We start from the raw sequence: 24,752 nt of genomic DNA, 5'->3' as shown, positions 1-24,752 counted from the left end.
CGTTTAACGCGTGTTGACACACTGCTTTGCCACTATCGTGACTCTGCCATGACCAATACGGATAAACGTGACGGCGATCTGCAGTCGTGCAAACGCATTGTGCGTCAGTACATCGAAACATTTGATCATGCCGTCGACTATGCCGCGGCGTTGGCGGATGTTGCCAGCGTAGATTACCGCTGGCGGGGCGTACACCCTTTTTACGAGCAACCAAATGTGGATAGCGCGATCGCGGCGTTTTGGGCGCCGTTGCGCTCGTCTTTTCGCGCGTACCAGCGTCGTGAAGACATATTTTTTGCGGGCATAAGCGAAGGCGAACTCGAGCAACGCGATGAGCCGACGGTTTGGACCTGCAGCATGGGCCACTTCACAGGATTGATGGATGATCATTGGTTGGGTATCCCACCCACCGGCAAGTTCACCTTTATCCCGTATGCCGAGTTTCATCGCATTGACGGCGATCGCATCGCCGAAACGGCGTTGTTTATCGACGTGGTTAGCGTGATGGCGCAGGCCGGTCGTTATCCACTGCCGCCGCCGACGGGTGCGCACATCATTCAGCCAGGACCTCGCACGCATGATGGTCTGTTGTTCGAGGCACAAGACCCTGCAGAAGGCGCCCGTACACTTGCCCTGACCGAGCGTATGGTGAGCGATCTGTCGATATTAAATGAAACGGGCGATGACGAGTGTTCCCCCGATGTTCTGCGCAAAACGTGGGACGAACAGATGATTTGGTATGGACCCACCGGTATCGGGGCGACGACCACGATCACTCGCTACCAGAAACAGCATCAGTACCCGTTTCGCCGCAACCTAGCCGATAAGGTGTTTAATGGCCATGTGGCGCGCATTGCCGAGGGGAACTATGCAGGTTGGTTTGGCTGGCCAAACTTGCACAATTCAAGTCGGGGCGGTTTTTTGGGCATGACCGCGAATGCCGCGCGTGCCGAAATGCGCGTGGTTGATATTTATCGTCGCGAGGGCGACAAGCTCGTTGAGAACTGGGTATTTATCGACCTCTTGCACTACTTATACGGGCAAGGTTTGGACGTGCTCGCGCGCAGTCGGGAAATCGACCGTATACCCGACTGACTCAACCGCTCATCCGTTGAGACCGATATCCACGATCACGCGGTTGAGGGTCCCCTCGAAGATCAGATCGCCGTCATACGCTTTACTAATCGGGGCACCGCGATTTTCTCCGCAGCGGATACCTGAATTCGGCGCCCAGATCGGCCACATGGAGGGCAGCTCGAATTGGCCGACCTCGGCACCGTCGACGATCGCCTTGGCGCTCGCGGCGTGTGTCGATGTTTTGTGCAGTTGAAGACCGATCAAGTGATCACCTTTTCCAATGCGTGTTGGCCACCGATACGTGACGACGCGTTCGCGCGTATAGACGTAAACAAAATACACAAAGCCTTGCTGCAGAAACCATTCGTAGCCGATTGAACCATCACCCGAGGCGAGCAACACACCGCTCGTTTGATCGGACGTTAGCGACACATCCGCGATGAGCGTGCTGTCAAAATTAAAGATGTCTGGCGCGCTCAGTCGATCGAGTCGCGTCATGGAGGGATAGAAGACATGTCGCGCGCGCGGGGCGGGTACCACCGCTTTGTACATGCCAAGCAGATCGTCGCTCATTGGCAAAACGTCGTAGCGCTGTGCCTCGTCGTACCATTTTTTAACGAGTGCATCGAGCCGATCGGGGTGCGTTTTTGAAAGATCATTCAATTCGCAAAAATCGTGGTCAACGTGAAAGAGCTCCCAGACGTCGTTTTCAAAGGACTCGCCAAACTGATGTTTGACAACAGCTTTCCAACCGTCGACCCAAATCGCGCGATCGCCCGATGTCTCAAAATACTGCACCGTTTTGTTCGTTGCGGCGTCGGGATGGTCGAACGTGTAGGCGAAACTGCTGCCTTGTAAAGGCAGAGCCGCTGCATCGTTAACCCGGTCCGGCGGCATGGCGTTGATCATCTCAAGCAACGAGGGCACAACGTCAATCACATGATGATATTGGCCAACAATCCGATCAGCGGGCACGTTGCCGTTGGGCCAACGCATCACGAGCGGCGATCGGGTGCCACCGCCGTGGGTATCCCCCTTGTACCAACGAAGTGGCGTGTTGCTAGCCTGCGCCCAGCCCGGTCCATACATGCACTGCGAGTCCTCCGTCCCAAAGGCATCAAGATGCGCGCTCAAATGGGCCGGTGTTTCCTTATCGAGGTAGGCCGAGCGCCGAAGATCGAGTGTACCAAGCGGCTGCGAAGACACAGCGGCGCCGTTATCGGACAGCACCAGGACAATAGTGTCGTCGAGTTGATCTTCCTCGCGTAAAAAGTCGATGATCCGCTTGAGTTGGTCGTCGGTGTGTTCCAGCATGGCGGCGTACACTTCCTGCCCACGCTCGGCAATACGCCGCTCATCGGGCGACAGTGCCTCCCAGCGCCCCACATTGGGATTGGACGGCGCGAGGGAGGCGTGGCTGGGAAGCAAACCTAGCGCTTGTTGCTGGGCGTATCGCGACCGTCTGAGCGCTTCCCAGCCTTTGCCGTACTTTCCTCGATGACGATCGATATAGGCGGGCGGGGCGTGAAGCGGAAAATGACACGCGCCGAAAGCGATATACATGAAAAATGGATTCTGAGGCGCGGCGATTAAATGATCTTGTAGATATTGTATGCCGTGGTCGACCAGATCGGTGCTTAAGTGATAGTCCGCGCCTTTTTCCGGGTGGACTTCGACTGTGTTTTCAAATAGCTCAGGATGGAAGTGATCCATGGCGTTGCCATGAAAACCGTACCATCGATCGAAGCCCCGGCCATTGGGCCAGCGGTCGAATGGCCCTGTCGCGTTTTGATCATCGATGCTCGATAAGTGCCATTTGCCGATCGCTAGCGTGGTGTAATCAAGCGGTTTGAGCATCTCAGCCAACGTCGCCGCGTCTTGTCGAATCCAGCCTTTGTAACCGGGCAAATCACGTCCCCATTCAGCGATATTGCCCACGCCGACCGCGTGAGCATTGCGGCCGGTCATCAGGCAAGCTCGCGTTGGGGCGCAAACTGCCGTTACATGAAAATTATTAAATCGTGTGCCTTCCTCGGCGAGTTGATCAATGCACGACGTGCGCAGTTCAGATCCGTAGCAACCAAAATCGCTGTAGCCTACGTCGTCGACGATCGCGATGAGAATATTGGGTCGGCGGTTGAGAGTCCGCGGCGCCCAATGTTTGCCTTGCGGGTGTTCACGCGACCGTTGTGTGGCATCGGCAAGCGCCTCCGGTGATGCACCAGCGGTCAGTGCAGCGGTTGTTTTTAAAAAGTCACGTCGATTCATAATCGGCCTTCCCAAGACGGTGCCCCGAAGGGCAATAAGAACGAGGCAATTCGCCCGGACTGTGATGTGTAAGCACCGTGTCTTACGCAATAAAAAAGGGACCCGAAGGTCCCTTTAAACGAAAGTCCAAACCGCATGGCGAATCAGAAGCGGGCTTTAACCCGTACGCCGTAGTTGCGTGGATACAGATACGAAGTTTGCACAACGTCGTCACTATTGTTGTTGCCACGCGCGAGCACGGCTTCGTCCTCGATGTTCTCAACAAATCCTTCGATTGAGTAGTTGCCATCTGGCGAGTCCCAGATTAAACGAAAATCTGTTTTTGAGAAGGACTCCTGATCGTGTGAGGGATCGGTGGCCAACAGGTTTGATGTGTTGTAGCCGTCCGACACATACGTCTGCAGGTAGGGTGTCAGCGATCCCTTATCGCCTAAGTCGTAGCGGTAAGCGATGCTACCGCCGAAGGTAAACTCCGGTGACCAAGGCGTGCGTTCACCCGCCTGATCGACGAAGCCTTGCACTTGCCCATTATACAGTTGGTAGGGGTTCGTTTGACCGTATACACCGAACTCGGAGTCGAGGAACGCCACGTTGCCCGAGATGGTCAATGCGTCGTTGGGCGCGTAGATCGCATCAAATTCCAGACCCCAAGCTTCGATGTCACCACCATTATCGGAGAAGGTGATCACGACCAGACCGGAATCATCGAGACGCTGTCGCTGTGTTAGCAGGTTCGTGTACTCCGTAAAATGCATGGCGCCATTGAGTTGCAAGGTGTTGCCTGCAAGAAGGCTGCGGAAACCCAGCTCAATCACTTGTGACTCCTGCTCGTCAGTGGTCGTTGACGTGCTTGCCGACCCGGACAGATAACCGGTAGACCCAGTCACATACACCATCGTGTCGTCTCGCCAGTCGTACTCCACACCGGCTCGCCAGGTCACGTTGTCGTAGTCACCGTCAAAGTCTGGACCACTGACCTGATCGCTGGTCACCGCGTCTGAGGCCCCGCAGTTGTACGTGAAGACGTCGATGGCGTTACTCGGCAGCACGAGTGGAGAAGAACCCGCAACGCCCGGCGCCACGTTCACCACGCGGTCAACGGTGCCGTCGCCGTTCGTGTCGCCTGTAAAGTTGGAGCCGCCGCACGAAGCGCGCTTAGACTCATCGTTGTAACGCAATCCACCGATCAAGCGAACCCGATCGTTAACCGAGTACTCGAGTTGGGAAAAGATACCAAAGTACTCGGTGTCGATGATGACTGAGTTGGCAAAGAAGCCGCCTAGCACGGTGGCATCCGACACGATGTCGGTTCCCTGCAGAACAGTGAACGTTCCTTCTGAGTTAGTCACCGTCGGTCGCGTTGAGTCGTCGCGCTGCGTCTGCTGGTAAATGTAGAAGCTGCTGTAGTCCTCAAGGTCGGAATAGTAAGCACCAGCTGTCCACTGCAAGGGGCCGTCCGAGTTGGACGTCAATACGAATTCCTGCGAGAAGCCTTCGGACTCTTCGAGGTAGCCGCCATTTGAGTTCGGCGTAGGGCTGAAATCAAAGTCAAAGTTAATGTCGTTCTTAAAATCGTTAAACGACGTGATCGACTTGATGGAGAATCGATCCAGATCATAATTGACGGTGAGCGCAAATTCGTCATCGTCGAGCACCACCGGGCGAACATAGTCTTGTTGAATCGTCCAAGGGTCGCCGTTAGGGCCGTTTGCCGCCACACCTCGGCCACCCGAGCCGCGTACTGGGTTTGTGCAGTTTCGCACCGTACCGAATGGGTCGGTGAGACCGTCTGATGTTTCGTTTCGGCACAGGAATGTGTAGCCAAACAAACCGGCTTCGTTTCCGTCTTCGGATACACGCGTGTATCGAGCGATCACTTCGAGGTTGTCCGTGGGACGCCACAGCGCCGAAACCCGCATGCCCTTGTCATCTTGTGCACCAATGTCCGGTCCGGCCGTGTTTCGAATCTGGCCATCGCTCTTATCAAAAAAACCGGCAAAGCGCAGAGCGAATTGGTCATTGACCGGCACATTAAGTGCGCCTTCGCCGCGGAATCGGTCGAATGCCTCTCGGCTAATTTTGATGTTGCCGGCATACCCGTCGAAGTCTGGCGCATTGGTGTACACGTTCAGCGCCCCAGCAAAGGTATTGCGGCCATACAGCGTGCCCTGAGGTCCACGTAGAAATTCAACGCTTGCGACGTCGAAAAATGCGCGGGTTTGCTGTGAGGCGCGGGCCTTATACACACCGTCGACAAAAGCGCCGACGATCGAGCTATTGTCACCAAAGGTGTTGGTCGAGTTCGCGCCGCGGACATTAAATTTCGCGTCGTTACCGGCGAACGCGTAATTGAGACCCGGAACGAGTAATTCCAGGCGTGATACGTCCTCGATCCCGCCAAACGCCAACGCTTCTTCGTTTAGCGCGGTCACCGAGAGCGACACATCCTGAAGGCTTTCCTCGCGCTTTTCGGCGGTCACCAGCACCTCCTCAAGCTGGGCTGATGCGAGCGGTGTGAAGAACACACTGCCGCCGACAATCCCGAGAAAAAGAGACTTCAGCGACTCTTTTCGTACAAAAAACTGACTCATTGGAATTCCCCCAAGGACAAAATGGTCTGTGCGGTAAATCGGACATAATACTGCCTCGATACTGAGAGTGTGCGGCAAAATGTACTTCGAATGCAAGTGCGTCGAAGAACGGGCGCTTGAAACAGTAAATAACTATTGAAAACAATCATATAAGTTGAAATTTTCGATAAAAAATGATGATAATCGTTCGCATCGCTTGACCGATGCCGGCCCGGCATCGGTCACGCCCATTCTCGTGCCCATGCACCGGGGCATCACCCGCTAAGACTATGACGACACGTCGGTGTATTGGCCGGATCGGCGGCGTGGTTTCCACTGGCGGGACCCAGCGGCTTGCTCAGGCTTTGTATTCGATCGACGTGCTGGTTCCAACCGATTCTGAGTGGAGGTTTGTGTTGTCGTGATAGGCCGTCAGGCCAGCGTGCGCAGAATCGGCATGACGCCCGCCGCAGGCGGCACAGTGCAGCGGTTCGATCGCCTGACCGGCGGAGGAGGGCGCGTTTTCGGACACGGAACTTGAGGACGATTCGGCCGTCGCGGGAGACGCCTCTTGCGCGATATCCGCTTGGGCCTCGGCGGCCATGCGCGCGGCCTCGGCGGCGACCTGTCGATCTTGTGCGGATGGATTGGCCGGTGCCAGCGCCGCGCGACGTACGGTCTGTGCTTTGCGAAGTGTTGCCTGGGGATCCCCTTTTACCTCGGAGGTGTCAATCTGGACCTCCCCGCCGACCGCATACAACCGTTGATCAGGCCCGCGTTCATAAGTATATCTCGCCCCGCCAATGGCCAAACTGCCCGCGGCGGCGAGATGGGCCTGCTCGTGCGCACGCACCTCACGATCGCGTTCTTGCAACTCACGCAGTGTTTTCTCTTCAGCCTCGCTGAGTTGGGCGTCTGTCGCTGCCGAGTCGTCGGCTGGCGCGCTGTGGGATTCGGCGGAATGGACGCCGTTGGCGGCGGTCTGCGGTGGTCGTTGTTCAACGGATTCGACAGGTACCGGTTCAGTCGTGTGGTCGGTCCTATTCAGCGCGATTGAGGGTGCTGGTGCGGACGCATCCAGCGTGTTGGCGCGTAGTGCAGACGCTGCGCGCCGGTCGGACTGCGCCAAATCCGGTCGCGCGGGTGCGGTCGATGCCGGTACACGATGTAGGGAGGGGGAGTGGTGCGAATGGATCAATCTGCTTACCGAATAGTGCGCCTAATAGGTCAGCGACCGACAGGCCTTAAACTTGAGTGTCGGTCGTTTAGTGAACGCGACGCGTCGCGCCCAACTGGCGTGACAGACGACACCCGCGATGGACCGGCGAACGGCCGGTGCCGGACGCAGCAGTGACATAAAAGAGCGTGAGAGTAGGGTGTTGCTAGGCGCGGCCCAACGGTGAGCCCGAAGGTGTATCTAGACCGTCTGGGCCATAGAGTGGCGTGTCGCCGGAGGCGCCCCGGAGAATGCCGAGCGCTTTTTCGATATGCCCGCGGCGAATACGTACCAGCGCGTTGTTCAGAGAGTTGGCGTCCCGGCAGGATGCGAGGCGCGTCGTAAAGTGTTGCCAGGATGTGCCGTCACTGCACTTGTGCGCGGCGAGAAACTCGTCAATGTCGTCGTTTCGGATGCCTAACTCACGACACTGCTGCGCGCGTCGACTATCGACCGTTTCAAGCTGCACGACACAATCCGCTTTTTGCTGCCCACAGTAGTCGAGTTGCTCCACGTTTCCGGCGCTCAACGCGTCCCGTTCGTTGTGCAACACCCTGAGTAGATGATCAACACAGTCGACCGCCTCTTCGAGCGATCGCTGCAATTCACGCGCGCGACGGTGCGTGACCGACTCGCCGCTATCAGGAACAACGGTCAGCATTTATTTCGCGTCAGGCAGGGAGCGGTCGTAAGCCATCATCTTGGAGGCGGTGCGTTCAGCAGAGACGGAATAGTCACCCGACTCAATCTGGCTGCGCACGGCTTCCACGCGCTTGCTGTCGACCTCGCTCACTTGATTGAGTTTCTGCTCGGCCGCCTGCAGCAGTCGAGCATCATCGGTCAGCTGTACGGTATCCATCGTCTGACCGGCGCTACTCGACGCGCCTTCCGCTTTGGCATTGGCTGGGCTGGCGCTGCTCGTGCCGCTGGTTTGCGTGGTTTTACCGGAAATTTGCATAGACTGATTGGTCAGTGAATCGATATTGTTTGCCATGAGCACGTGCTCTCCTTTTTGGTCCTGCACCCACTGTATCGGCGCAAGCATTGGAAACTTTAGAACATTATTTGCTTGAGGTGCATCGCCGTCTCACGTCGACGTCGTGGTATACCCCAGTAAGTGATAATTATAGTTAATAAAATCTTATAAATCATTGAAAAAAATACTTTATTCTGGAATTTCAACCCGCCCCCTAGAGCGGACAATACCTTCGATGGTTCGCCCCGAAGACAGGTTCTTTACTCGAATTCGCTGCCCAATTTGTCCGTCGGCGAGTGCTTGGCCCGCCATGCGAATGTGAATCGGGCCGGTTTTTGAGCCGGCGCTAATGGTCAGTGACTGTCCGCGGCGAACGACGATCGGCGCGCTGAGCATCTGAGGCCGCAGCGCCTGACCAACGTCGATGGCGCGTTTCACTACCTGGCCTTCGATGGTCTGGTCCGCCAGAACATAGCCTGTACGTAATGATCCCAAATCGCGCTTCATCACACGCAGATCGTCGGCCGAGACGACGGCGCCCTTTGTCAATGGGCGTGCCGCGACCCACACATTGGCCGAGGTGCCGATTCGCACCGGCACAAACAGCTTCCATTTCGGTGCGTGACACCGTACCCCCACCGCCGTTTGTGTACGAATCTGACCGCCAGGTGGGAGATAGGCCTCCAGCGGTGCAGTACAACGCGGCAATCGAAGGCGCGAATCAAGCTCGCCGGCAACGATGTGTACCTCACGGCCCGGCTGTTGGACGCGCGGGGTCACGAAGTCGACGGCCACTTGACGAATGGATGGCAAGGCCTGCCACGCGCTCGTGGCGGCGAGAGCCGTCGTGCTTATACCGGTTAAAAGCGTCAAAATCACGACGATCCGCCGCTGACGGTACGCATGATGTGGACGGAGCAAAGGTCGGTTAACAGCCATCAATGTTCCAATAAAATAATATAAATCAGTCATCTAAGACTTCTATTCTCGGCCATATCGTCAATCTGCGGCGATCGGCTAACACGGCTTAAGAGTTTGATTGCACGAAACGTGCCAGACGATTTCGGTGCCTGGCGTTTGTTCCGCATAAGGCTGGCCAGTCGGTAGAGAAGGACCCATCGCGTGTCGCGTGAGGCCCACCACCCGTTAGATACCGAACGCAATCCGTTCGCCTAACGACGTGAATGCCGGCTGGACATCCCCTGGACCACGCCGGGCGGCACCGCTGAACCGGCGGTCGGAGTGTTCGGAATTGCCGCTCGCCGGAAAATCCTTGCCGCTTTGACACGTGGTTGACGGAAATAAACGGGCAAACACGCGGCAAATTGGCCGTTTCAAAGACTGGCACGATCTTTGCTCCTTGCTAGGCATGTCATCCACAAGGAACCCGTCATGAACCGTTTCGATCCGATACTCGGCATACACGCTAAAGCCCTGTCCATGTGGGGTCGCCGAACAGAGGTTCTCGCCGCCAACATTGCGAACGCCGATACGCCCAACTACAAGGCGCGTGATATCGACTTTCAAGCCGCGCTCGGTCGCGCCAAGCAGATCGATATGCACACAACGCATGCGTCTCATCAGCGTCAGGCACGTCTTCATGATGACGCGGCTTTGATGTATCGCACGCCGTTGCATCCGTCACTGGACGGCAACAGCGTGGAAGCCGATGTCGAACAGGCCAAGTTTGGTGAGAACGCCCTGCGCTATCAGGCCAGTCTTCGATTTTTAAGCGGGCGCGTTAAGTCACTGCGCGCGGCAATTTCAGGAAGCCATCAATAATGTCTTTTTTCAATATTCTCGATATCGCCGGCTCCGGGATGAACGCCCAAACCGTGCGTTTAAACGTGACGGCCAGCAATGTGGCCAACGCCGACAACGTCAGTGGCGACGCGGCCAGCGCCTATCGCGCTCGGCAGCCGGTATTTGCCAGTTTCGCTGACGCGATGAAACCCGATGAAAACCCGATGGTGCGCGTGCTCGGCGTGGTTCAGAGCCAGGCTGACGTTGTCGCGCGTTACGCGCCGGACAACCCCAACGCCAATGACGAAGGTTATGTGTTTTCCAGTAACGTGAATCCGATTGAGGAGATGGTCAACATGATGTCGGCATCACGCTCGTATAAGAACAACATCGAAGTCATGAATACATCGAAAGAGCTGCTCATGCGCACATTGAGCATGGGTCAGTAAATCAACTCAAAAGGAAATAAGCATGTCAACCATTAACGCTTTAGAAGCCGCCGGCGGTATCAGCGCCCAAGCGCCTGCCAGCAGCGCCAATCGCTCAGACTTGGGACAGGAGGAGTATCTCAAGCTCATGATCACGCAGTTCCAAAACCAGGATCCGTTTAAACCAATGGAGAACGGTGAATTTCTGGGTCAAATAGCACAGTTCGGTACCGTGTCGGGAATTACCGAACTCAAGGAGAGTTTCGGTGCGGTTGCCGCCTCGATCTCATCGGATCAAACACTTCAGGCTTCCGGTTTGATCGGCCGCACGGTTCTGGCCGAAACCAACGGTGCGACGTTGGGTGACAAACGAGAGCTTGCCGGGGCGGTGGATGTGCCCATCCCGACTGGGCGCGTGTCGGTTGAGGTACGTGATAGTGCAGGGCAGGTTGTGCGTCGACTCAATCTTGGGCAGCACGACGGCGGTCTGGCGTCATTTACCTGGGATGGAATGACCGAAGAGGGTGTTGAAGCCCCTGCTGGGCGCTACACCTTTGAAGCCCAAATCGACACCCCGGGCGGCTCTGAAGCCGTCGGTGTATTGGTCGCCGCCGAAGTCGAGAGCGTGTCGCTCTCGCCGTATTCGGGTGCGCTCAGCCTCAACTTTCACAATATGGATTCGCTGGAACTGAATCAGATTCGTCAGATTCAGTAAGCCGCGAATAGGCAACATTTTCAAAATCTAACCCGCAAGGAAACCCACTATGCCTTTTCGAATTGCACTCAGCGGATTGAACGCCGCTTCTTCTGATCTGAACGTGACGGCGAATAACATTGCCAACGCGAATACTTATGGTTTTAAAAGCTCTCGCGCTGAGTTTGCGGAAGTGTTCGCAGCGGGTAGCGGTAGTTTGGCCACCAGCGTCTCCGGCAGCGGTGTGCGCATGACCGGTGTGTCGCAGGCGTTCTCGCAAGGGAACGTTGATTTTACGAATAACGCGCTTGACATGGCGATTGGTGGTGAAGGCTTCTTCACACTGCTTGATGGCGGTAGCCGTGCTTACACCCGAGCGGGAAACTTCAGCGTGGACCGCGAGGGTTTTGTGGTCAATCCCAAAGGGGCGCGACTGCAGGGCTTTCCACCGGCGGACAATGATTCATTCAACACGGGGTTGCTTACCGATATGCGCGTGCTGGTCGGCACCAATGCGCCTTCCGAAACGACCCTAGCTGAAATCGGTGTTAACTTGCCAGCGGCGGCGGAGCAACCGACCAATCCCGTTTTCGATCCGGACGACCCCGCCAGCTATAACCACACAACATCGACCACGATCTACGATTCGTTGGGCGCTGCACACACCGCTACGTTTTACTACATCAAAGACGTCGGTAACAACGAGTGGCTAGCCGAAACGTACATCGACGGCTCACCGGTGGGTCCAGCACAACCGCTGATCTTCGATAGTGAGGGGCAAATCACGACGCCGGCCGGCGGCCAGGTGACCTTACCCGCGTTTCCAACCGGTACCGGCTCCGATGACATCAATCTTACGGTGAATTACAACGACACGACGCAGTTTGGCGAACAGTTTGCCGTGAACTCACTTATTCAGGATGGATTCACCACAGGGCGTCTCATCGGACTTGAGGTCGGTACTACCGGCGTGTTGTTCGCGCGCTTCACCAATGGGCAGTCCAGCTCACTTGGCAAAGTGGCGTTGGCCAATTTTGCGAACCCCAATGGCCTTGGGCAACGTGGCGACACACTCTGGAGTGAGTCCTTTGAGTCTGGCAGCGTTGTGTTGGGCGAGGCCGGCACATCAAGTTTTGGCTTGATCCAGTCGGGCGCATTGGAGGCGTCTAATGTCGATCTGACGGCGCAGCTTGTAAACATGATTACCGCGCAGCGGAACTTCCAGGCCAATGCACAGATGATTACGACGGCGGACCAGGTGACATCGACAGTATTGAACATTCGATAACGTTTTTGAGTTAACGCGTAAGACGGCCCAACAGGAATCGCATTCATGGACAGACTTGGCTACATCGCTATGACCGGCGCTAAACACAGCATGCAGGCGCAGGCCATTGTAAGTAATAACCTCGCTAACGCCAGCACCACGGGCTTTCGAGCGGAGCTACTGGGGAGTGTTGATGCACCGATACGCGGAGATGGCTACCAAAGCCGTGCCAATGTCATCAACGCCGGCACCGGTGCCGACTTTGGCTACGGTGCAATACGGTCTACTGGACGCGAGTTGGACGTCGCGGTGCAGGGGCAAGGTTGGATCGCCGTGCAAGCACCCGATGGTAGCGAAGCCTATACCCGCGCGGGCGATTTGCACTTGGATGCGTTTGGCTTGATGACGACCGGGCGCCAACTGCAGGTTATGGGTGACGGTGGCCCGGTGGCGATACCGCCTCACGCGTCGTTGACGGTCGGTGGAGACGGCACCATTTCGATTGTGCCGCTTGGACAAGGACCCACTACGCTCGCGGTTGTCGATCGAATTAAGCTAGTTAATCCGCCAAACGAAGACTTGCAGCGTGGTCCGGACGGTCTCTTTCGGCTTAAAGCCGGGGGGGTTGCCGATGCCGATGCCGAGGTAAAACTGCTGTCGGGTTCACTGGAATCGAGCAACGTCAATGCGGCGCAGTCGCTGGTGGACATGATCGAAATCTCTCGGCTCTATGAAATGCAGGTCAAGCTCATCGCCACCGCGAAAGAAGATGCGGACGCAGCCGCCCAGCTCATGCGTATGCGTTGATATGGCATGCAACTTGCAGCTTTTTGATTAGCGCAAGGCATTCGACCCTTTTTTGACACTCTAACGAAGGACAACTCACCATGAACTCAGCACTTTGGGCAGCCAAAACCGGCCTTGACGCACAGCAAACCAAGATGGCCGTGATTTCCAACAATCTCGCGAATTCAACCACGAGTGGATTCAAGCGAAGCCGCGCAGTATTCGAAGATTTGCTGTATCAAAACCGTCGTCAGCCCGGCGGCCAATCGTCCCAAGACACCCGGTATCCTTCCGGCACGATGCTCGGCACCGGCGTGCGGCTGGTTGCGACACAAAAAACGTTTGAACAAGGCAACATCGGACAAACAAATAACTCATTGGACATCGCGGTGTCAGGTCGCGGGTTTTTCGAAATCCTATTGCCAGATGGCGGTCAGGCCTACACCCGGGATGGGGCGTTTCAGCTCAATAGCCAAGGCGAAATGGTGACGTCCAGCGGCTATTCATTGCAACCGGGAATCAGCATTCCAGATGGTGCGCAGAGCATCACAATTGGTACCGATGGCACGGTTTCGGTACGTCTTATCGACCAACCAGCGCCCGTGCAAGTCGGGAATGTGCAGCTCGCGGACTTTATCAATCCGGCCGGCCTTGAGCCGCGCGGACAGAATTTATTTGTTGAAACCGCCGCCAGTGGTGCCCCTCAAGTTGGTAACCCTGGTCTCAATGGGCTTGGCACTCTCGCGCAAGGCTCACTCGAAGGATCCAATGTCAATGTCGTCGAAGAACTCGTCGGCATGATTGAAACGCAGCGCGCGTATGAAATGAACTCAAAGGCCATTTCAACGAGTGATCAAATGCTCGAATACGTCAACAACCAACTCTAAGAGGATGACCGGATGAAGCCGTTTTTTCTTTGTGCCCGTCTGACTCTGATCAGTATTGCGCTGATGCTTGGTGGCTGCGCCTTGATACCGCGCGCGGATACGTCCAATGACATGCCGCCGCCCACACGTTACGAGAGCGGCTATTCAATACCGGAAGCAAACGGTGCCATTTATCAGGCCTCCACCAGTCTTGCTTTGTTTGAGGATCAAAAAGCCCGACGCGTCGGTGATATTTTGACCATTACGCTTACCGAGGCGACTAACGCGACAAAGAGTTCGACAACCAGCACCAGCAAATCAACCGCCGCAACCATCAATAACCCAACGGTCATGGGCTACAACGTCACTCGCGACGGCGTACCGATCTTAAGTGGCAACTTGGGCGGGGATCAGGAGTTCAGCGGAGAGGGCGGAGCAACGCAAAGTAATCGACTGGACGGCAGTGTCACCGTCACCGTCGTGAAGCGTTTGCCCAATGGCAATTTGCATGTTCAAGGGGAGAAGTGGCTCACCCTAAATCAAGGCAAAGAATATGTGCGCGTGAGCGGTATCGTGCGTCCGGTCGACATCTTGGCAAATAACTCCGTGTCGTCCGAAAAAGTCGCGAACGCGCGCATCGAGTACGCGGGCAAAGGAGCGCTCGCCGACGCCAATCGGATGAGCTGGTTGGCGCGCTTTTTCAATTCACCTTGGGTGCCGTTTTAGCAGGCATCGCACACACGGCCAATTAGGAAGACTTGCTATGTCTCTTTTCGTTCAGATACACCGACCCAGAATGGATCGCCGCCGAGCCGGCGTTGGCCAGACTCTTCTGCTCACCTGTGGCCGCTTCTTTTCGGCGATCGCCAAGCTGAGCATCCTGTTGATTGCCAACGCCGCACCCTCCGTGGTTCTGGCGGATCGAATCAAAGATCTCGCGTCGGTTGACGGTGTGCGTACCAACCAGCTGGTCGGTTACGGCCTGGTGGTGGGCTTAGATGGTAGCGGCGACCAAACCAGTCAGGCGCCCTTTACCGTGCAGAGTTTGCAGAATATGCTCACACAGTTCGGCATCACCCTGCCGCCTGGTGCCAATCCGCAGTTGAAGAACGTGGCCGCGGTCGCGGTGCACGCCGATTTGCCGCCGTTTGCCAAGCCTGGTCAGAAAATCGATGTCACGGTGTCGTCCATTGCCAATGCCAACAGCTTGCGCGGAGGCAGTTTGTTAATGACGCCGCTTAAAGGGGCGGATGGACAAATTTACGCGATCGCGCAGGGCAATTTAATTGTCGGCGGTTTTGGTGCAAGCGCGGAAGATGGTTCGAGCATTACTGTGAATGTACCGAGCGTCGGACGTATTCCCAATGGGGCGAGCATCGAGCGTGGCGTGGCCAGTCATTTCAATACGGCACCCTTTATCACGCTCCATCTACATAGTCCCGATTTCACGACCGCGCACCGCCTGTCTACCCGCATTAATACATTGCTCGGCGGAGGCGTTGCCGAATCGGTGGACGCAAGCTCCGTGAGGGTACGTGCGCCCGATTCTCCCGCGGCGCGCATCGCGTTTGTTGCCGAACTTGAAAACCTTGAGGTCGATCCCGGTGCCGCACCGGCCCGTGTGATCGTTAACTCGCGTACCGGAACCGTTGTGATCGGATCAAATGTAAGGGTGACCCCCGCCGCCGTTTCGCACGGCTCGTTGGTTGTCACCATCAGCGAGGACCCCATTGTGAGTCAGCCCGAAGCCTTTGCGCGTCGTGGCCAAACAGCGGTTGTGCCGGACAGTGACATCACGGTCACGCAAGAAAGTGAACGCATGTTTTTGTTCGAACCGGGTGTGACGCTGGACGAAATTGTGCGGGCTGTGAACGAAGTCGGGGCGGCGCCGGGTGATTTGGTTGCCATTCTCGAAGCGCTGAAGCAAGCCGGTTCGCTGCGCGCGGAGCTGGTGGTGATATGAACACGATCCCTCCCGCATTGTTTACGGACCCCGCACAGCTGGCCGAGCTGAAGCACGGTGCACGCGAAGGCGAAGACGACAACCTCCGAGAGGTCGCGCGTCAATTCGAGTCGTTGTTCACGCATATGCTGTTCAAAAATATGCGCGCGGCGAGTTTGGCGGATGGTGTGTTCGATAGCGATCAGACTCGATTTTATGAAGGTATGTTTGATCAGCAGATGGCGCTTGAACTCAGTAAAGGTAGTGGACTGGGGATCGCAGACATGTTGGTTAGGCAGCTCAGCGGATTGAAAACCAGTGAGCAGTCGACGTCGATGTCGTACCGAGTACCGCGACGGAATGTGTCGGTGGAAGCGGCAACGCCGCCGGTCGAGATGACACAGTCCATCGCCGACAAGGTATTGGCCTTTGTGCAATCCACGCTGCCTCACGCCAAGCGCGTCGGCGAGCGTCTCGGTGTTGCGCCTCAACTAATCATGGCCCAGGCCGCGTTGGAATCGGGTTGGGGCCGTAAGCAAATACTCAACTCAGACGGCAGCCCGACTCACAACTTGTTCGGCATCAAAGCCAGTAAACAATGGGACGGTGCGACCGCCATGGTTAAAACCTATGAGTATTCCGCTGGTATACCGCGCAAGGTGTCGGCGGCGTTTCGTAGCTATTCCTCAATGTTTGACAGTTTCAACGATTACGCCAGCTTACTGCTAGGTAATAGTCGTTATGCAGCCGTTGTTGGCAGTGGCAACGATTCCGAAGCCTTTGCACAGGCGCTACAAGAGGGTGGCTACGCCACCGACCCAGAGTACGCAAACAAAATTATTGGCATCGTAAACAGCGAGGCACTCAAAAGTGCGATGCATCTCTCAGGCAAGCATGACCAGAGGTGACATTCCCCTAAAGTTCCGTCATCGCCTGCCGATAACCGGCATGGAGACTTTGTACTCCAGGGATTTTCAATATGGCTGACATTTTACAAACAAGTCTTAGCGCACTGCTCACATCGCAGCGCGCCTTAGCGACCACCGGACATAATATCGCTAATGTGAACACGCCCGGCTACTCGCGACAGCGAGTGGAGTTGGCAGCGCGCATTGGCGCGACCGACGGCGCATTCACCATCGGATCGGGTGTGCAGCTTCTCAACGTAACACGCAGCTACGATGCGTTTATTGTGGCGGCGGCGCGTGGTGGACAGAGCGAGGTGAATCGTCTCGATGCGTTTCACTCCATGGCCTCTCGCGTGGATCGCTTGCTCGGCGATGAATCGACGGGCATCACGGCCAGTATGCAGCGCTTTTTTGGCTCAGCGCAGGACGTGGCGAATGACCCTTCCTCGTTGTCGGCCCGACAGGTCATGTTGGGACAGGCTGAGTCGATTGCCAGTCGTTTTCAGTCCGTGTCGAATCGATTTACCGAAATGCAGGGCGAAATCTCGAGTCGCATGCAGCAGGAAGCGCAGCAAATCGATGCGTTGGCGCAATCGATTGCGGACGTGAATCGCGATATTTTGTCATCAAACGGCAGCGCCAGCTCGGGTGGACCCAATGACCTTTTAGATTACCGCGATCAGCTCATCAATGAACTGGCGACAAAGATTGATGTGAATACCCTCGTCCAGGAAGACGGATCAATGAACGTCTTTGTGGGTAGCGGCCAAGCGCTGGTGGTAGGCACTCAGGCGGCGGGCGTTGATGTGCAGACCGATGCAGCGGATCCCACACGATTTAATGTGGTGTTGAGCAATACTGGCAGCGTTACCGATATTTCGTCATCCATTGCCGGCGGAACTATGGGTGGACTGATGGACTTTCAGCGCGAAGTGCTCGATCCAGCCCGCAATGAATTGGGCCGCATTGCGATTGCCTTGGCCACGGCGGTCAATTCGCAGCAGGCGAGCGGCATGGACCTGAATGGCAATCTCGGCGCGCCCCTATTCAGCATTGGTGATCCTGCTGTTGTACCCAACGCTGGTAATAGTGGTACCGGCTCGGCGACGGCAACGGTGAGCGACGTGAGCGCGCTGACAACGGCCGATTACACCCTAGCGTTTAATGGTGGGGCTTACTCACTGAGCCGCAGCGACACCGGCGAATCGGTACCGATGACCGGTAGTGGCACGGCAGGCGATCCGTTTGTCGCGGATGGTCTTAGCATTGTGGTCGATGGCGCACCCGCCAATGGTGATCGCTTGACGATTAGACCAACGGCCGGCGCCGCCGGCGCCTTGCAGTTGACGTCCATCTCAGCGGAAGGCCTGGCCGCCGCAGCACCCGTGCGCGGAGCCTCGTCGCCGGACAACGTCGGCTCAGGCAGTATTCAATTTGGCGCGATAACCGATATTAATAATCCTCAGCTGCTGAACACGGCGACCATCGAGTTCACCAGCCCGACTACGTACAGCATCAACGGTGCCGGTTCTTTTCCTTACACGGAGGGAGAGCCGATCGAGATTAACGGTGCGTCATTTACGATCACTGGTGCGCCTGAAGCGGGTGATGTGTTCACCATCGATGCGAACTCAGGTGGAGTTGGCGATAACAGCAATATGCTCGCGTTGGCTGGCTTACAAGGTGCGGGCGTGCTCGACGGTGGCGGCACCACCTTGGGCGGGAGCGTGAGCCAACTGGTGGCGGCCGTCGGGACCACGACCCAGCAAGCGGCTACATCACTTACCGCACAGCAAACCCTATTGGATCAATCGCTGGCCGATCAGCAGGCGGTTCAGGGTGTGAATCTGGATGAAGAAGCCGCGAATATGTTGCGCTATCAGCAAGCCTATGAGGCGGCGGCCCGGATGATTACCGTGGCAGATAGCTTGTTTAATAGTCTGCTTAATGCGGTCGGGAGATAAGTCGTGCGTATTTCGACAGCTCAATTTTACGCGCAGGGCGTTTCCTCCTTGACGGAAATGCAATCGCGTTTGGCTCGGACTCAAATGCAATTGGCCAGCGGTAATCGCTTGTTGAGTCCGTCTGACGACCCTGTCGCGGCCGCGCGACTACTCGATATTAATTCGGCGGTTGAACAAAATGATCAGTATCAGCGCAATATCAATATGGCGCGCAACCGCCTCGGACTCGAGGAGCAAGTGTTAAGCGATATCGAGAGTGTATTGTTTCGTATTCGAGATCTGGCGATTCAGGCGAACAACGATACGTTGGACAGTTCCACTCGCGGTTATATCGCTGCTGAATCCGCCGAAGCACTGGATCAACTCGTGCAGCTTGGAAATACGCGCGATGCGCAAGGTAACTTTATCTTTGCTGGCTTCAGTTCCGATTCGCGTCCGTTTGCACAAACCGCTGCGGGTATCCGTTACGACGGCGATCAGGGCCAACGGCAGATCCAGATTGGCGATACACGTACAGTGGCCGACGGCGATTCGGGTGATTCAATTTTTATGTCTATCCCAAACGGCACAGGCACGTTTGCGGTATCCGCCAACGCCACAAATAGCGGCACGGGTGTGCTCGGCGCCCGGGCGCTTGCCGATGTGGCGCTGTGGGACAACGACACCTATACCATCGAATTTACCGCCGCGGATGCCTATACGGTGACGGACTCCGGGGGCTCCACCGTTGCGATTGGCAGCTATACCAGCGGTGACTCCATCAGTGTGCAAGGTGTCGAACTGGTGCTCAGTGGGGCGCCTGAAGTCGGTGACTCGTTCGACGTTGGGCCCTCAACGTCACAGGACATGTTCACGACGATTCAGAACTTTATTGATGCGCTCGACTCGCCAACCAACCCAACCGGTATTGCGCAACTTCACAATCAAGTGGGCAATACGATTGAAGACTTGGATCGAAGCGTGGACAACTTGTTGGAGTTTCGTACGCGAGTGGGGTCGCGGTTGCAGAGCATCGACGCACAAGAGGCGAGCAATGAAGATTTTGCCATTACCCTCGAGACCACTCGCGCGGAGTTACAGGAGCTGGATTACGCCGAAGCGGTGACCCGTCTGAGTCAGCAGCTTGTCGGCCTCGAAGCGGCGCAACGTTCATTTGCACAAATTCAAGGCTTGAGTTTATTCCGCTTTATTTGATCGACCAGCGTCGTCTATAAGGTGGCTTACTGTTGCCGTCGCGACGCCCGCGTTTCGTGCTTTGCTTAGACGACGTGCGGATTCTGTGCGGTGCATGGTCGGTCGGCGCAAGACCGCATGCATACGCAGTGGGAGCCAAATCGTTCTTCTTTTAAGGCCGATGCCGGTTATCCGAATATCGCCTTGAGATGGTCACGACGGGCCTTAAATCCGTGTGGCAAAAGTGTGAAATAGGTTGCGTTGCGATACGCTACAGTATGCGCCGAGACCCTATAAACCACTGATATACATAATAAAAACAAAGCGTCAAAAACATGACGCAATTCCATTTCAAAACTCTAAAGTAATGATCGATCGCGCCGCTATAGACACTGTACAGCGAATTCAATTGTCGATCCGCTTACACACTACTAGCTTTAAACTAACGGAGTATTGAAATGGCTCAGTACATTAACACTAACGTGGCATCACTCAATGCGCAGCGCAATCTTGGTCGCTCGCAGGGAGCGATGAACACGGCGATGCAGCGACTGTCGACCGGTCTGCGTATTAATAGCGCAAAGGACGATGCGGCTGGCTTGGCAATTTCTGAGCGCTTTACTGCTCAGATTCGCGGTCTCGATCAGGCCATGCGAAACGCCAATGACGGCATCTCTTTGGCGCAAACGGCGGAGGGCGCGCTGGCCGAGCTCACCAACAACCTACAGCGCATTCGAGAGCTCGCCGTGCAATCGGCTAACGTCACGAACTCGGCTTCTGACCGTGCTGCATTGGACGCGGAAGTGCAGCAGCGGATCGATGAGATCGATCGAATTGCCACACAAACCACATTTAATGGCCTGCGTGTGCTTGACGGAAGCGCCGGTTCAGCCACTTTTCAGGTGGGTGCCAACGTAGGTGAAACCATTGCCCTGGGATTGAACACCAACGCTCGCTCAGGAGCACTGGGCCAGATCGCGAGCGCCACCGGCGATGTCTCAGGTGGTCCGCTAACCGGTGCCCTGACGATCACGGTGGGTGCTAACTCACCGGTCGAAATCGGCACCTCTGCATCCGGGAGCGCCCAGGACGTGGTCGCGGCGATTAACTCAGCTGGTGTACCGGGACTGACCGCGACGGCGACCAACGTTGTGACCGACGACTTCACCACGGTATCCGGTGTTGCCGGCGACACGTACAACCTCGAGATTAATGGCGTTACCGTTTATGCCGCCGGTCAAACCGATCTAGGTACAACCGGAGACCTTGAAGGTGCCGATGTTGCTGCGCAGATCAACTTGTTCTCAAGCAGCACGGGCGTGACAGCCGCGTTTGATAGCACAGCGGGTGAAATGACCTTCACGGCGTTGGACGGCCGCAACATTGACATCACGGAAGTACTGACAAACACCGGTGCGGGTGGTATCGATGACGCGATTGCTGACGCCGATGGTGAAACCACCACCGGTCAAATCAGCCTGAGTGCGTCAGAGAATATTTCTTTGGCCGGTACCGATGTCGCCGTACTCGGTTTGGGTGCCGTTATCGCCAAAGACTCACAGACGCTCGACAACGTGGCTATCACGGATGTTGCCGGTGCGAACGATGCGATCAACCGTATCGATTCAGCGCTGGAAGCGGTGAACTCATTCCGAAGTGATCTGGGTGCTATCCAGAATCGACTTGAGTCCACCATCGTTAACCTCCAGACGGTAAATGAAAATCTAGCGGCCTCGCGAGGCCGAATCCAGGACGCCGACTTTGCTGCCGAAACGGCTGCATTGACCAAGGCGCAGATCCTGCAGCAGGCCGGCGTGGCCATGCTGTCACAGGCAAACGCTCAGCCCCAGGTTGCCCTGAGTCTTTTGGGTTAATTGGACTGAGTAGCAAGAAAACCCTCCGGGCCACCATTCACTCCGCCCGGAGGGTCCCTTCTTTAAGGGAAAAGCCTGGGTTACCCGTACGCAACGGACTGTAAGTCGGGCTGCAAGCTATAGGAAGCAGTACCATGACAAATGAAGTCAGCAACGTCACTTCGGTGACCTACACACCTCGTCCCTATTCGGTGGGAGAAAGCAAAAGCGCTGCGCATTCCGAGAGCGGCAAACAAGTGCCGCCTCCCGGCGAAACACAGCCAGAAACTGCACCCACCGACACCGCTCAACAGGAAGCGGATCTTCGTCTAGCGGTTGAAAAACTAGCCGAGCACTCTCGTAACCTAGGCCGTGAACTCCAATTCGAAATCGATTCGGACAGCGGCACGACAGTGGTTAAGGTAGTGGATCCAGAGACCGAGGAAGTGGTGCGTCAGATTCCAAGCGAAGAGGCGATGGAGCGGGCACGCAGCCGCGACACGTCAGCAATGAATCTGATCGACGACATCGTGTAGCAACGCATCGGCCACCAGCGCGATTCGATATCGCTGCTGGCACAGTTGTTGCAAACATTCGGGATGCATCCCATTTCTGCGACGGCACGAGTCGTCGCCAGGGAGACGTTTGCCCAAATCGCGCCGCTATGCGCTGACTGAATTGCAAGGAGATGAACATTGATTACTGCGCAAGGGATTGGCTCTGGCCTGGACGTTGCCTCGATCGTTTCGCAGCTGGTTGCTGCTGAAGGGCAACCGGGATTTTTGAGGCTGTCGACGCGCGAGGCGAGCATTCAGTCTCAACTGTCCGCGCTCGGCAGCCTAAAAAGCGCGCTCGCTGAATTTCAAAGCGCGTTAGACCCCATTAAAGATATTGACGACTTTCGATCGCGTTCCACGACGTCATCGAACGAGGCTTTGTTCACCGCAACGGCCACCAGCTCCGCGGTACCGTCGAGCTACGACGTCGAAGTGGTGCGTTTGGCGCAATCGCATAAACTTGCCTCGGAAGCGTTTACGAGCGCGGAAGAATCGGTTGGATTCGGAACGCTTACGATTCAGCTTGGCAGTGACCCTCTTAATCGTTTTTCCATTAACATCGCCGAAGACCTGCCGCCACCAACCGACCCGGATGATCCGGTGCCGCTGCCGACTACCACGCTGGAGGCCATTCGCGATGCGATCAATAATGCGGACGATAATCGGGGCGTGGGTGCCTCGATTGTTGAAGCGGAAGATGGCGCGCGCCTGGTGTTAACCGCGACCGGTACAGGAGTCGAGAACGAAATTACGGTGATCGCCGAGGGCGGTGATGGCGGCTTATCCGCACTTGAATTTGGTGCGCATGTGGGTGCGCCGACCATGACCGAATTGCAAGAAGCGGTGGATGCGGAGATTCGGGTGGATACGTTCACGCGGACGAGCGGTAGCAATTCAATTTCGGACGCGATTGACGGCGTCACGATTAACCTGGTTTCGGCCAGCGAAGGGTCCACTTCACAATTAACCATCGCCTATGACCAAACGGTTGCGGCGGATAAAATTCGTACTTTTGTCGAGAGCTACAACACACTACTCGATGCGTTTAACGGCTTGTCGAGTTTTGATGCCGAAACCAATACCGCGTCAACACTACTTGGCGATGCGACGTTACGTGATGTGAGTAGCGCACTGCGACGCGAAATGGGTGGCGGCGGTGTGCAAGGCTACGGTTTCTACCGCAGTCTATCGGTCGTGGGTATCACGACCGAAATCGACGGTAAGTTGAGCATTGACGATACGGTTTTAACTAACAGCCTGTCGAGTGATTTCGACAGTGTGGGGCAGTTGTTTGCCGATGCCGACGGATTCGCGGTCCGCCTGGACGCCATTTTGGAGCCCTATACGCAAACCGGCGGCCGCATCGATACTCGAACAGACGGTCTGCAAGAGTCGATAGATTTGATTACCGAGCAACGCGATCGACTGAATTTGCGATTGGCCTCGGTGGAAGAACGCTATTTGCGCCAGTTCTCCGCGCTCGACAGTATCGTCTCGCAGTTAACCAACACCAGTAATTTTTTGGCTCAACAACTCAATTCTTTGCCTAACAACGGTCTGTAGCGTTGGCGCAAGATTAGGAAAAAAATTTATGAATAATTTCGCTTCACAGGGTGCACTCGGCAACTATCATTCAACGCGAGCTCAAACGGCTGTGGAGAGCGCTGATCCCCACAAGTTGATCGATATGCTGATGGAGCGTGCGCTCGCGCGAATCGCGATTGCCAAAGGTCATATGCAGCGCGGTGAAACCGCCGAGAAGGGCGAGCATATCGGAGGGGCCGTTGCGATTGTTGATGGGCTTCGTGCCTGCCTCGATCACGACTCGGGTGGCGAGCTCTCAACCAATCTAGAAAACCTGTATGAATACATGAGTCGCCGACTCGTCGAGGCGAATCTCAGCAACGACGTACCGATACTCGATGAAGTGTCGGGACTTGTGCGTGAGATTCGTGGCGCGTGGACGGCGATCGCGGAGCACGCGTAGTCGAACGGCGACGACGGCAGACTGGATAGAAGAGTGACAAGGATATGAACAAGTCAATCAAAAATGTACTCGCACAGCTTTTGACGGTCAGTCGTCAACTGGCCGAGTCGGCCGCCAATGGCACATGGGATCATGTCGTCGAGCTTGAATGTGAGCAGCGCGAACTGCTTGCCTGGTTTGAGGCACGAAAAGGCGACAAGCCGTTGACCGCTGACGTGCTCGCGGGACTGGCGCAAGTGCGTTTATACACTGACATGGTGGTCATGCTCGCCCGCACGCGTCGCGAAGAACTCGTCGCGTCGGTGGATCACATTAAGGTGGGTCAGCAAGCGGTGGCCGCCTACGCGGAGTGCGTATAACGATACGGCGACTGATGCCCCGTCTACGGCTGGCAACACATCGCTCATGTCCGACGTCGAATTAGCCAATGCCCGCGCATTCTGCGCGTTTTTTCCCCTTAACCATGTCGTGTCTAGA

At 56.1% G+C, this 24,752-nt stretch carries 23 protein-coding genes; 17 read left to right on the top strand and 6 right to left on the bottom strand.

The genetic code is table 11. The annotated features are described in order from the left end of the window. The first annotated feature begins 48 nt into the window (after positions 1 to 48). On the top strand, positions 49 to 1,095 hold the full coding sequence (locus AAF465_04760) for a nuclear transport factor 2 family protein (protein MEM7082020.1): 1,047 nt from the start codon (positions 49 to 51) through the stop codon (positions 1,093 to 1,095). Between the two features lie 9 nt (positions 1,096 to 1,104). Here the strand turns inward: AAF465_04760 and AAF465_04755 are convergent, their stop codons facing one another. The 6 genes from AAF465_04755 to flgA form a co-directional block, all read right to left on the bottom strand. Further along, positions 1,105 to 3,345, bottom strand: coding sequence for a sulfatase-like hydrolase/transferase (locus tag AAF465_04755; protein ID MEM7082019.1), 2,241 nt, complete (start codon positions 3,343 to 3,345; stop codon positions 1,105 to 1,107). A 143-nt stretch (positions 3,346 to 3,488) separates the two neighbouring features. Then, positions 3,489 to 5,936, bottom strand: coding sequence for a TonB-dependent receptor (locus AAF465_04750; GenBank protein MEM7082018.1), 2,448 nt, complete (start codon positions 5,934 to 5,936; stop codon positions 3,489 to 3,491). A gap of 337 nt (positions 5,937 to 6,273) precedes the next feature. Further along, complete coding sequence (locus tag AAF465_04745; GenBank protein ID MEM7082017.1) at positions 6,274 to 7,113, bottom strand: putative metalloprotease CJM1_0395 family protein; 840 nt, start codon at positions 7,111 to 7,113, stop codon at positions 6,274 to 6,276. 184 nt (positions 7,114 to 7,297) lie between these two features. Beyond that, on the bottom strand, positions 7,298 to 7,792 hold the full coding sequence (locus AAF465_04740) for a flagellar protein FlgN (GenBank protein MEM7082016.1): 495 nt from the start codon (positions 7,790 to 7,792) through the stop codon (positions 7,298 to 7,300). After that, entirely contained in the window at positions 7,793 to 8,125 is a 333-nt protein-coding gene (gene flgM, locus AAF465_04735; GenBank protein MEM7082015.1) for a flagellar biosynthesis anti-sigma factor FlgM, read from the bottom strand. Positions 8,126 to 8,296: 171 nt separating this feature from the next. Next, positions 8,297 to 9,079: a flagellar basal body P-ring formation chaperone FlgA gene (flgA, locus tag AAF465_04730; GenBank protein ID MEM7082014.1), complete on the bottom strand. Its 783-nt coding sequence runs from the start codon at positions 9,077 to 9,079 to the stop codon at positions 8,297 to 8,299. Positions 9,080 to 9,499: 420 nt separating this feature from the next. On the opposite strand from flgA, the gene flgB reads away from it, so the two are divergent. The 16 genes from flgB (at position 9,500) to AAF465_04650 (ending at position 24,634) form a co-directional block, all read left to right on the top strand. Continuing rightward, positions 9,500 to 9,889 (top strand): flagellar basal body rod protein FlgB, encoded by a 390-nt coding sequence (gene flgB / locus AAF465_04725; protein ID MEM7082013.1) that lies wholly within the window; start codon positions 9,500 to 9,502, stop codon positions 9,887 to 9,889. Continuing rightward, positions 9,889 to 10,299, top strand: coding sequence for a flagellar basal body rod protein FlgC (gene flgC / locus AAF465_04720; GenBank protein ID MEM7082012.1), 411 nt, complete (start codon positions 9,889 to 9,891; stop codon positions 10,297 to 10,299). Before flgB ends, flgC begins: the two co-directional genes overlap by 1 nt. A gap of 22 nt (positions 10,300 to 10,321) precedes the next feature. Further along, complete coding sequence (locus AAF465_04715; protein ID MEM7082011.1) at positions 10,322 to 10,993, top strand: flagellar hook assembly protein FlgD; 672 nt, start codon at positions 10,322 to 10,324, stop codon at positions 10,991 to 10,993. Positions 10,994 to 11,042: 49 nt separating this feature from the next. Further along, positions 11,043 to 12,260: a flagellar hook protein FlgE gene (gene flgE, locus AAF465_04710; GenBank protein ID MEM7082010.1), complete on the top strand. Its 1,218-nt coding sequence runs from the start codon at positions 11,043 to 11,045 to the stop codon at positions 12,258 to 12,260. 45 nt (positions 12,261 to 12,305) lie between these two features. After that, positions 12,306 to 13,046, top strand: a complete 741-nt coding sequence (locus AAF465_04705) for a flagellar basal body rod protein FlgF (protein MEM7082009.1) — start codon at positions 12,306 to 12,308, stop codon at positions 13,044 to 13,046. Between the two features lie 80 nt (positions 13,047 to 13,126). Further along, positions 13,127 to 13,912 (top strand): flagellar basal-body rod protein FlgG, encoded by a 786-nt coding sequence (flgG, locus tag AAF465_04700; GenBank protein MEM7082008.1) that lies wholly within the window; start codon positions 13,127 to 13,129, stop codon positions 13,910 to 13,912. Between the two features lie 12 nt (positions 13,913 to 13,924). Further along, positions 13,925 to 14,617, top strand: a complete 693-nt coding sequence (gene flgH, locus AAF465_04695; GenBank protein ID MEM7082007.1) for a flagellar basal body L-ring protein FlgH — start codon at positions 13,925 to 13,927, stop codon at positions 14,615 to 14,617. A 37-nt stretch (positions 14,618 to 14,654) separates the two neighbouring features. Then, positions 14,655 to 15,854: a flagellar basal body P-ring protein FlgI gene (locus AAF465_04690; protein ID MEM7082006.1), complete on the top strand. Its 1,200-nt coding sequence runs from the start codon at positions 14,655 to 14,657 to the stop codon at positions 15,852 to 15,854. Beyond that, the gene (gene flgJ / locus AAF465_04685) at positions 15,851 to 16,741 is read left to right on the top strand and encodes a flagellar assembly peptidoglycan hydrolase FlgJ (protein MEM7082005.1); all 891 of its coding nucleotides are present in this window, start codon (positions 15,851 to 15,853) and stop codon (positions 16,739 to 16,741) included. Before AAF465_04690 ends, flgJ begins: the two co-directional genes overlap by 4 nt. A 71-nt stretch (positions 16,742 to 16,812) precedes the next feature. After that, complete coding sequence (gene flgK / locus AAF465_04680; protein ID MEM7082004.1) at positions 16,813 to 18,705, top strand: flagellar hook-associated protein FlgK; 1,893 nt, start codon at positions 16,813 to 16,815, stop codon at positions 18,703 to 18,705. 3 nt (positions 18,706 to 18,708) lie between these two features. After that, on the top strand, positions 18,709 to 19,899 hold the full coding sequence (gene flgL, locus AAF465_04675; GenBank protein MEM7082003.1) for a flagellar hook-associated protein FlgL: 1,191 nt from the start codon (positions 18,709 to 18,711) through the stop codon (positions 19,897 to 19,899). Positions 19,900 to 20,336: 437 nt separating this feature from the next. Continuing rightward, positions 20,337 to 21,752, top strand: coding sequence for a flagellin (locus AAF465_04670; protein MEM7082002.1), 1,416 nt, complete (start codon positions 20,337 to 20,339; stop codon positions 21,750 to 21,752). Positions 21,753 to 21,886: 134 nt separating this feature from the next. Then, positions 21,887 to 22,267: a flagellar protein FlaG gene (locus AAF465_04665; GenBank protein MEM7082001.1), complete on the top strand. Its 381-nt coding sequence runs from the start codon at positions 21,887 to 21,889 to the stop codon at positions 22,265 to 22,267. Positions 22,268 to 22,426: 159 nt separating this feature from the next. Then, entirely contained in the window at positions 22,427 to 23,851 is a 1,425-nt protein-coding gene (gene fliD / locus AAF465_04660; protein ID MEM7082000.1) for a flagellar filament capping protein FliD, read from the top strand. A 28-nt stretch (positions 23,852 to 23,879) separates the two neighbouring features. Continuing rightward, positions 23,880 to 24,275, top strand: coding sequence for a flagellar export chaperone FliS (gene fliS, locus AAF465_04655; GenBank protein MEM7081999.1), 396 nt, complete (start codon positions 23,880 to 23,882; stop codon positions 24,273 to 24,275). A gap of 44 nt (positions 24,276 to 24,319) precedes the next feature. After that, entirely contained in the window at positions 24,320 to 24,634 is a 315-nt protein-coding gene (locus tag AAF465_04650) for a hypothetical protein (GenBank protein MEM7081998.1), read from the top strand. Positions 24,635 to 24,752: the final 118 nt, after the last annotated feature.

The sequence above is a fragment of the Pseudomonadota bacterium genome, from assembly GCA_039028935.1.
Taxonomy (GTDB): Bacteria; Pseudomonadota; Gammaproteobacteria; order Steroidobacterales; family SZUA-146; genus SZUA-146.
This window is presented reverse-complemented; position numbering and strand designations above follow the sequence as displayed.

What these genes read in the sequence shown, in the direction of transcription:
- AAF465_04760 (MEM7082020.1), top strand. Translation starts at nt 49, where the DNA reads ATGACCAATACGGATAAACGTGACGGCGATCTGCAGTCGTGCAAACGC.
- AAF465_04755 (MEM7082019.1), bottom strand. Translation starts at nt 3,345, where the DNA reads ATGAATCGACGTGACTTTTTAAAAACAACCGCTGCACTGACCGCTGGT.
- AAF465_04750 (MEM7082018.1), bottom strand. Translation starts at nt 5,936, where the DNA reads ATGAGTCAGTTTTTTGTACGAAAAGAGTCGCTGAAGTCTCTTTTTCTC.
- AAF465_04740 (MEM7082016.1), bottom strand. Translation starts at nt 7,792, where the DNA reads ATGCTGACCGTTGTTCCTGATAGCGGCGAGTCGGTCACGCACCGTCGC.
- flgM (MEM7082015.1), bottom strand. Translation starts at nt 8,125, where the DNA reads ATGGCAAACAATATCGATTCACTGACCAATCAGTCTATGCAAATTTCC.
- flgA (MEM7082014.1), bottom strand. Translation starts at nt 9,079, where the DNA reads ATGACTGATTTATATTATTTTATTGGAACATTGATGGCTGTTAACCGA.
- flgB (MEM7082013.1), top strand. Translation starts at nt 9,500, where the DNA reads ATGAACCGTTTCGATCCGATACTCGGCATACACGCTAAAGCCCTGTCC.
- flgC (MEM7082012.1), top strand. Translation starts at nt 9,889, where the DNA reads ATGTCTTTTTTCAATATTCTCGATATCGCCGGCTCCGGGATGAACGCC.
- AAF465_04715 (MEM7082011.1), top strand. Translation starts at nt 10,322, where the DNA reads ATGTCAACCATTAACGCTTTAGAAGCCGCCGGCGGTATCAGCGCCCAA.
- flgE (MEM7082010.1), top strand. Translation starts at nt 11,043, where the DNA reads ATGCCTTTTCGAATTGCACTCAGCGGATTGAACGCCGCTTCTTCTGAT.
- AAF465_04705 (MEM7082009.1), top strand. Translation starts at nt 12,306, where the DNA reads ATGGACAGACTTGGCTACATCGCTATGACCGGCGCTAAACACAGCATG.
- flgG (MEM7082008.1), top strand. Translation starts at nt 13,127, where the DNA reads ATGAACTCAGCACTTTGGGCAGCCAAAACCGGCCTTGACGCACAGCAA.
- flgH (MEM7082007.1), top strand. Translation starts at nt 13,925, where the DNA reads ATGAAGCCGTTTTTTCTTTGTGCCCGTCTGACTCTGATCAGTATTGCG.
- AAF465_04690 (MEM7082006.1), top strand. Translation starts at nt 14,655, where the DNA reads ATGTCTCTTTTCGTTCAGATACACCGACCCAGAATGGATCGCCGCCGA.
- flgJ (MEM7082005.1), top strand. Translation starts at nt 15,851, where the DNA reads ATGAACACGATCCCTCCCGCATTGTTTACGGACCCCGCACAGCTGGCC.
- flgK (MEM7082004.1), top strand. Translation starts at nt 16,813, where the DNA reads ATGGCTGACATTTTACAAACAAGTCTTAGCGCACTGCTCACATCGCAG.
- AAF465_04670 (MEM7082002.1), top strand. Translation starts at nt 20,337, where the DNA reads ATGGCTCAGTACATTAACACTAACGTGGCATCACTCAATGCGCAGCGC.
- AAF465_04665 (MEM7082001.1), top strand. Translation starts at nt 21,887, where the DNA reads ATGACAAATGAAGTCAGCAACGTCACTTCGGTGACCTACACACCTCGT.
- fliS (MEM7081999.1), top strand. Translation starts at nt 23,880, where the DNA reads ATGAATAATTTCGCTTCACAGGGTGCACTCGGCAACTATCATTCAACG.
- AAF465_04650 (MEM7081998.1), top strand. Translation starts at nt 24,320, where the DNA reads ATGAACAAGTCAATCAAAAATGTACTCGCACAGCTTTTGACGGTCAGT.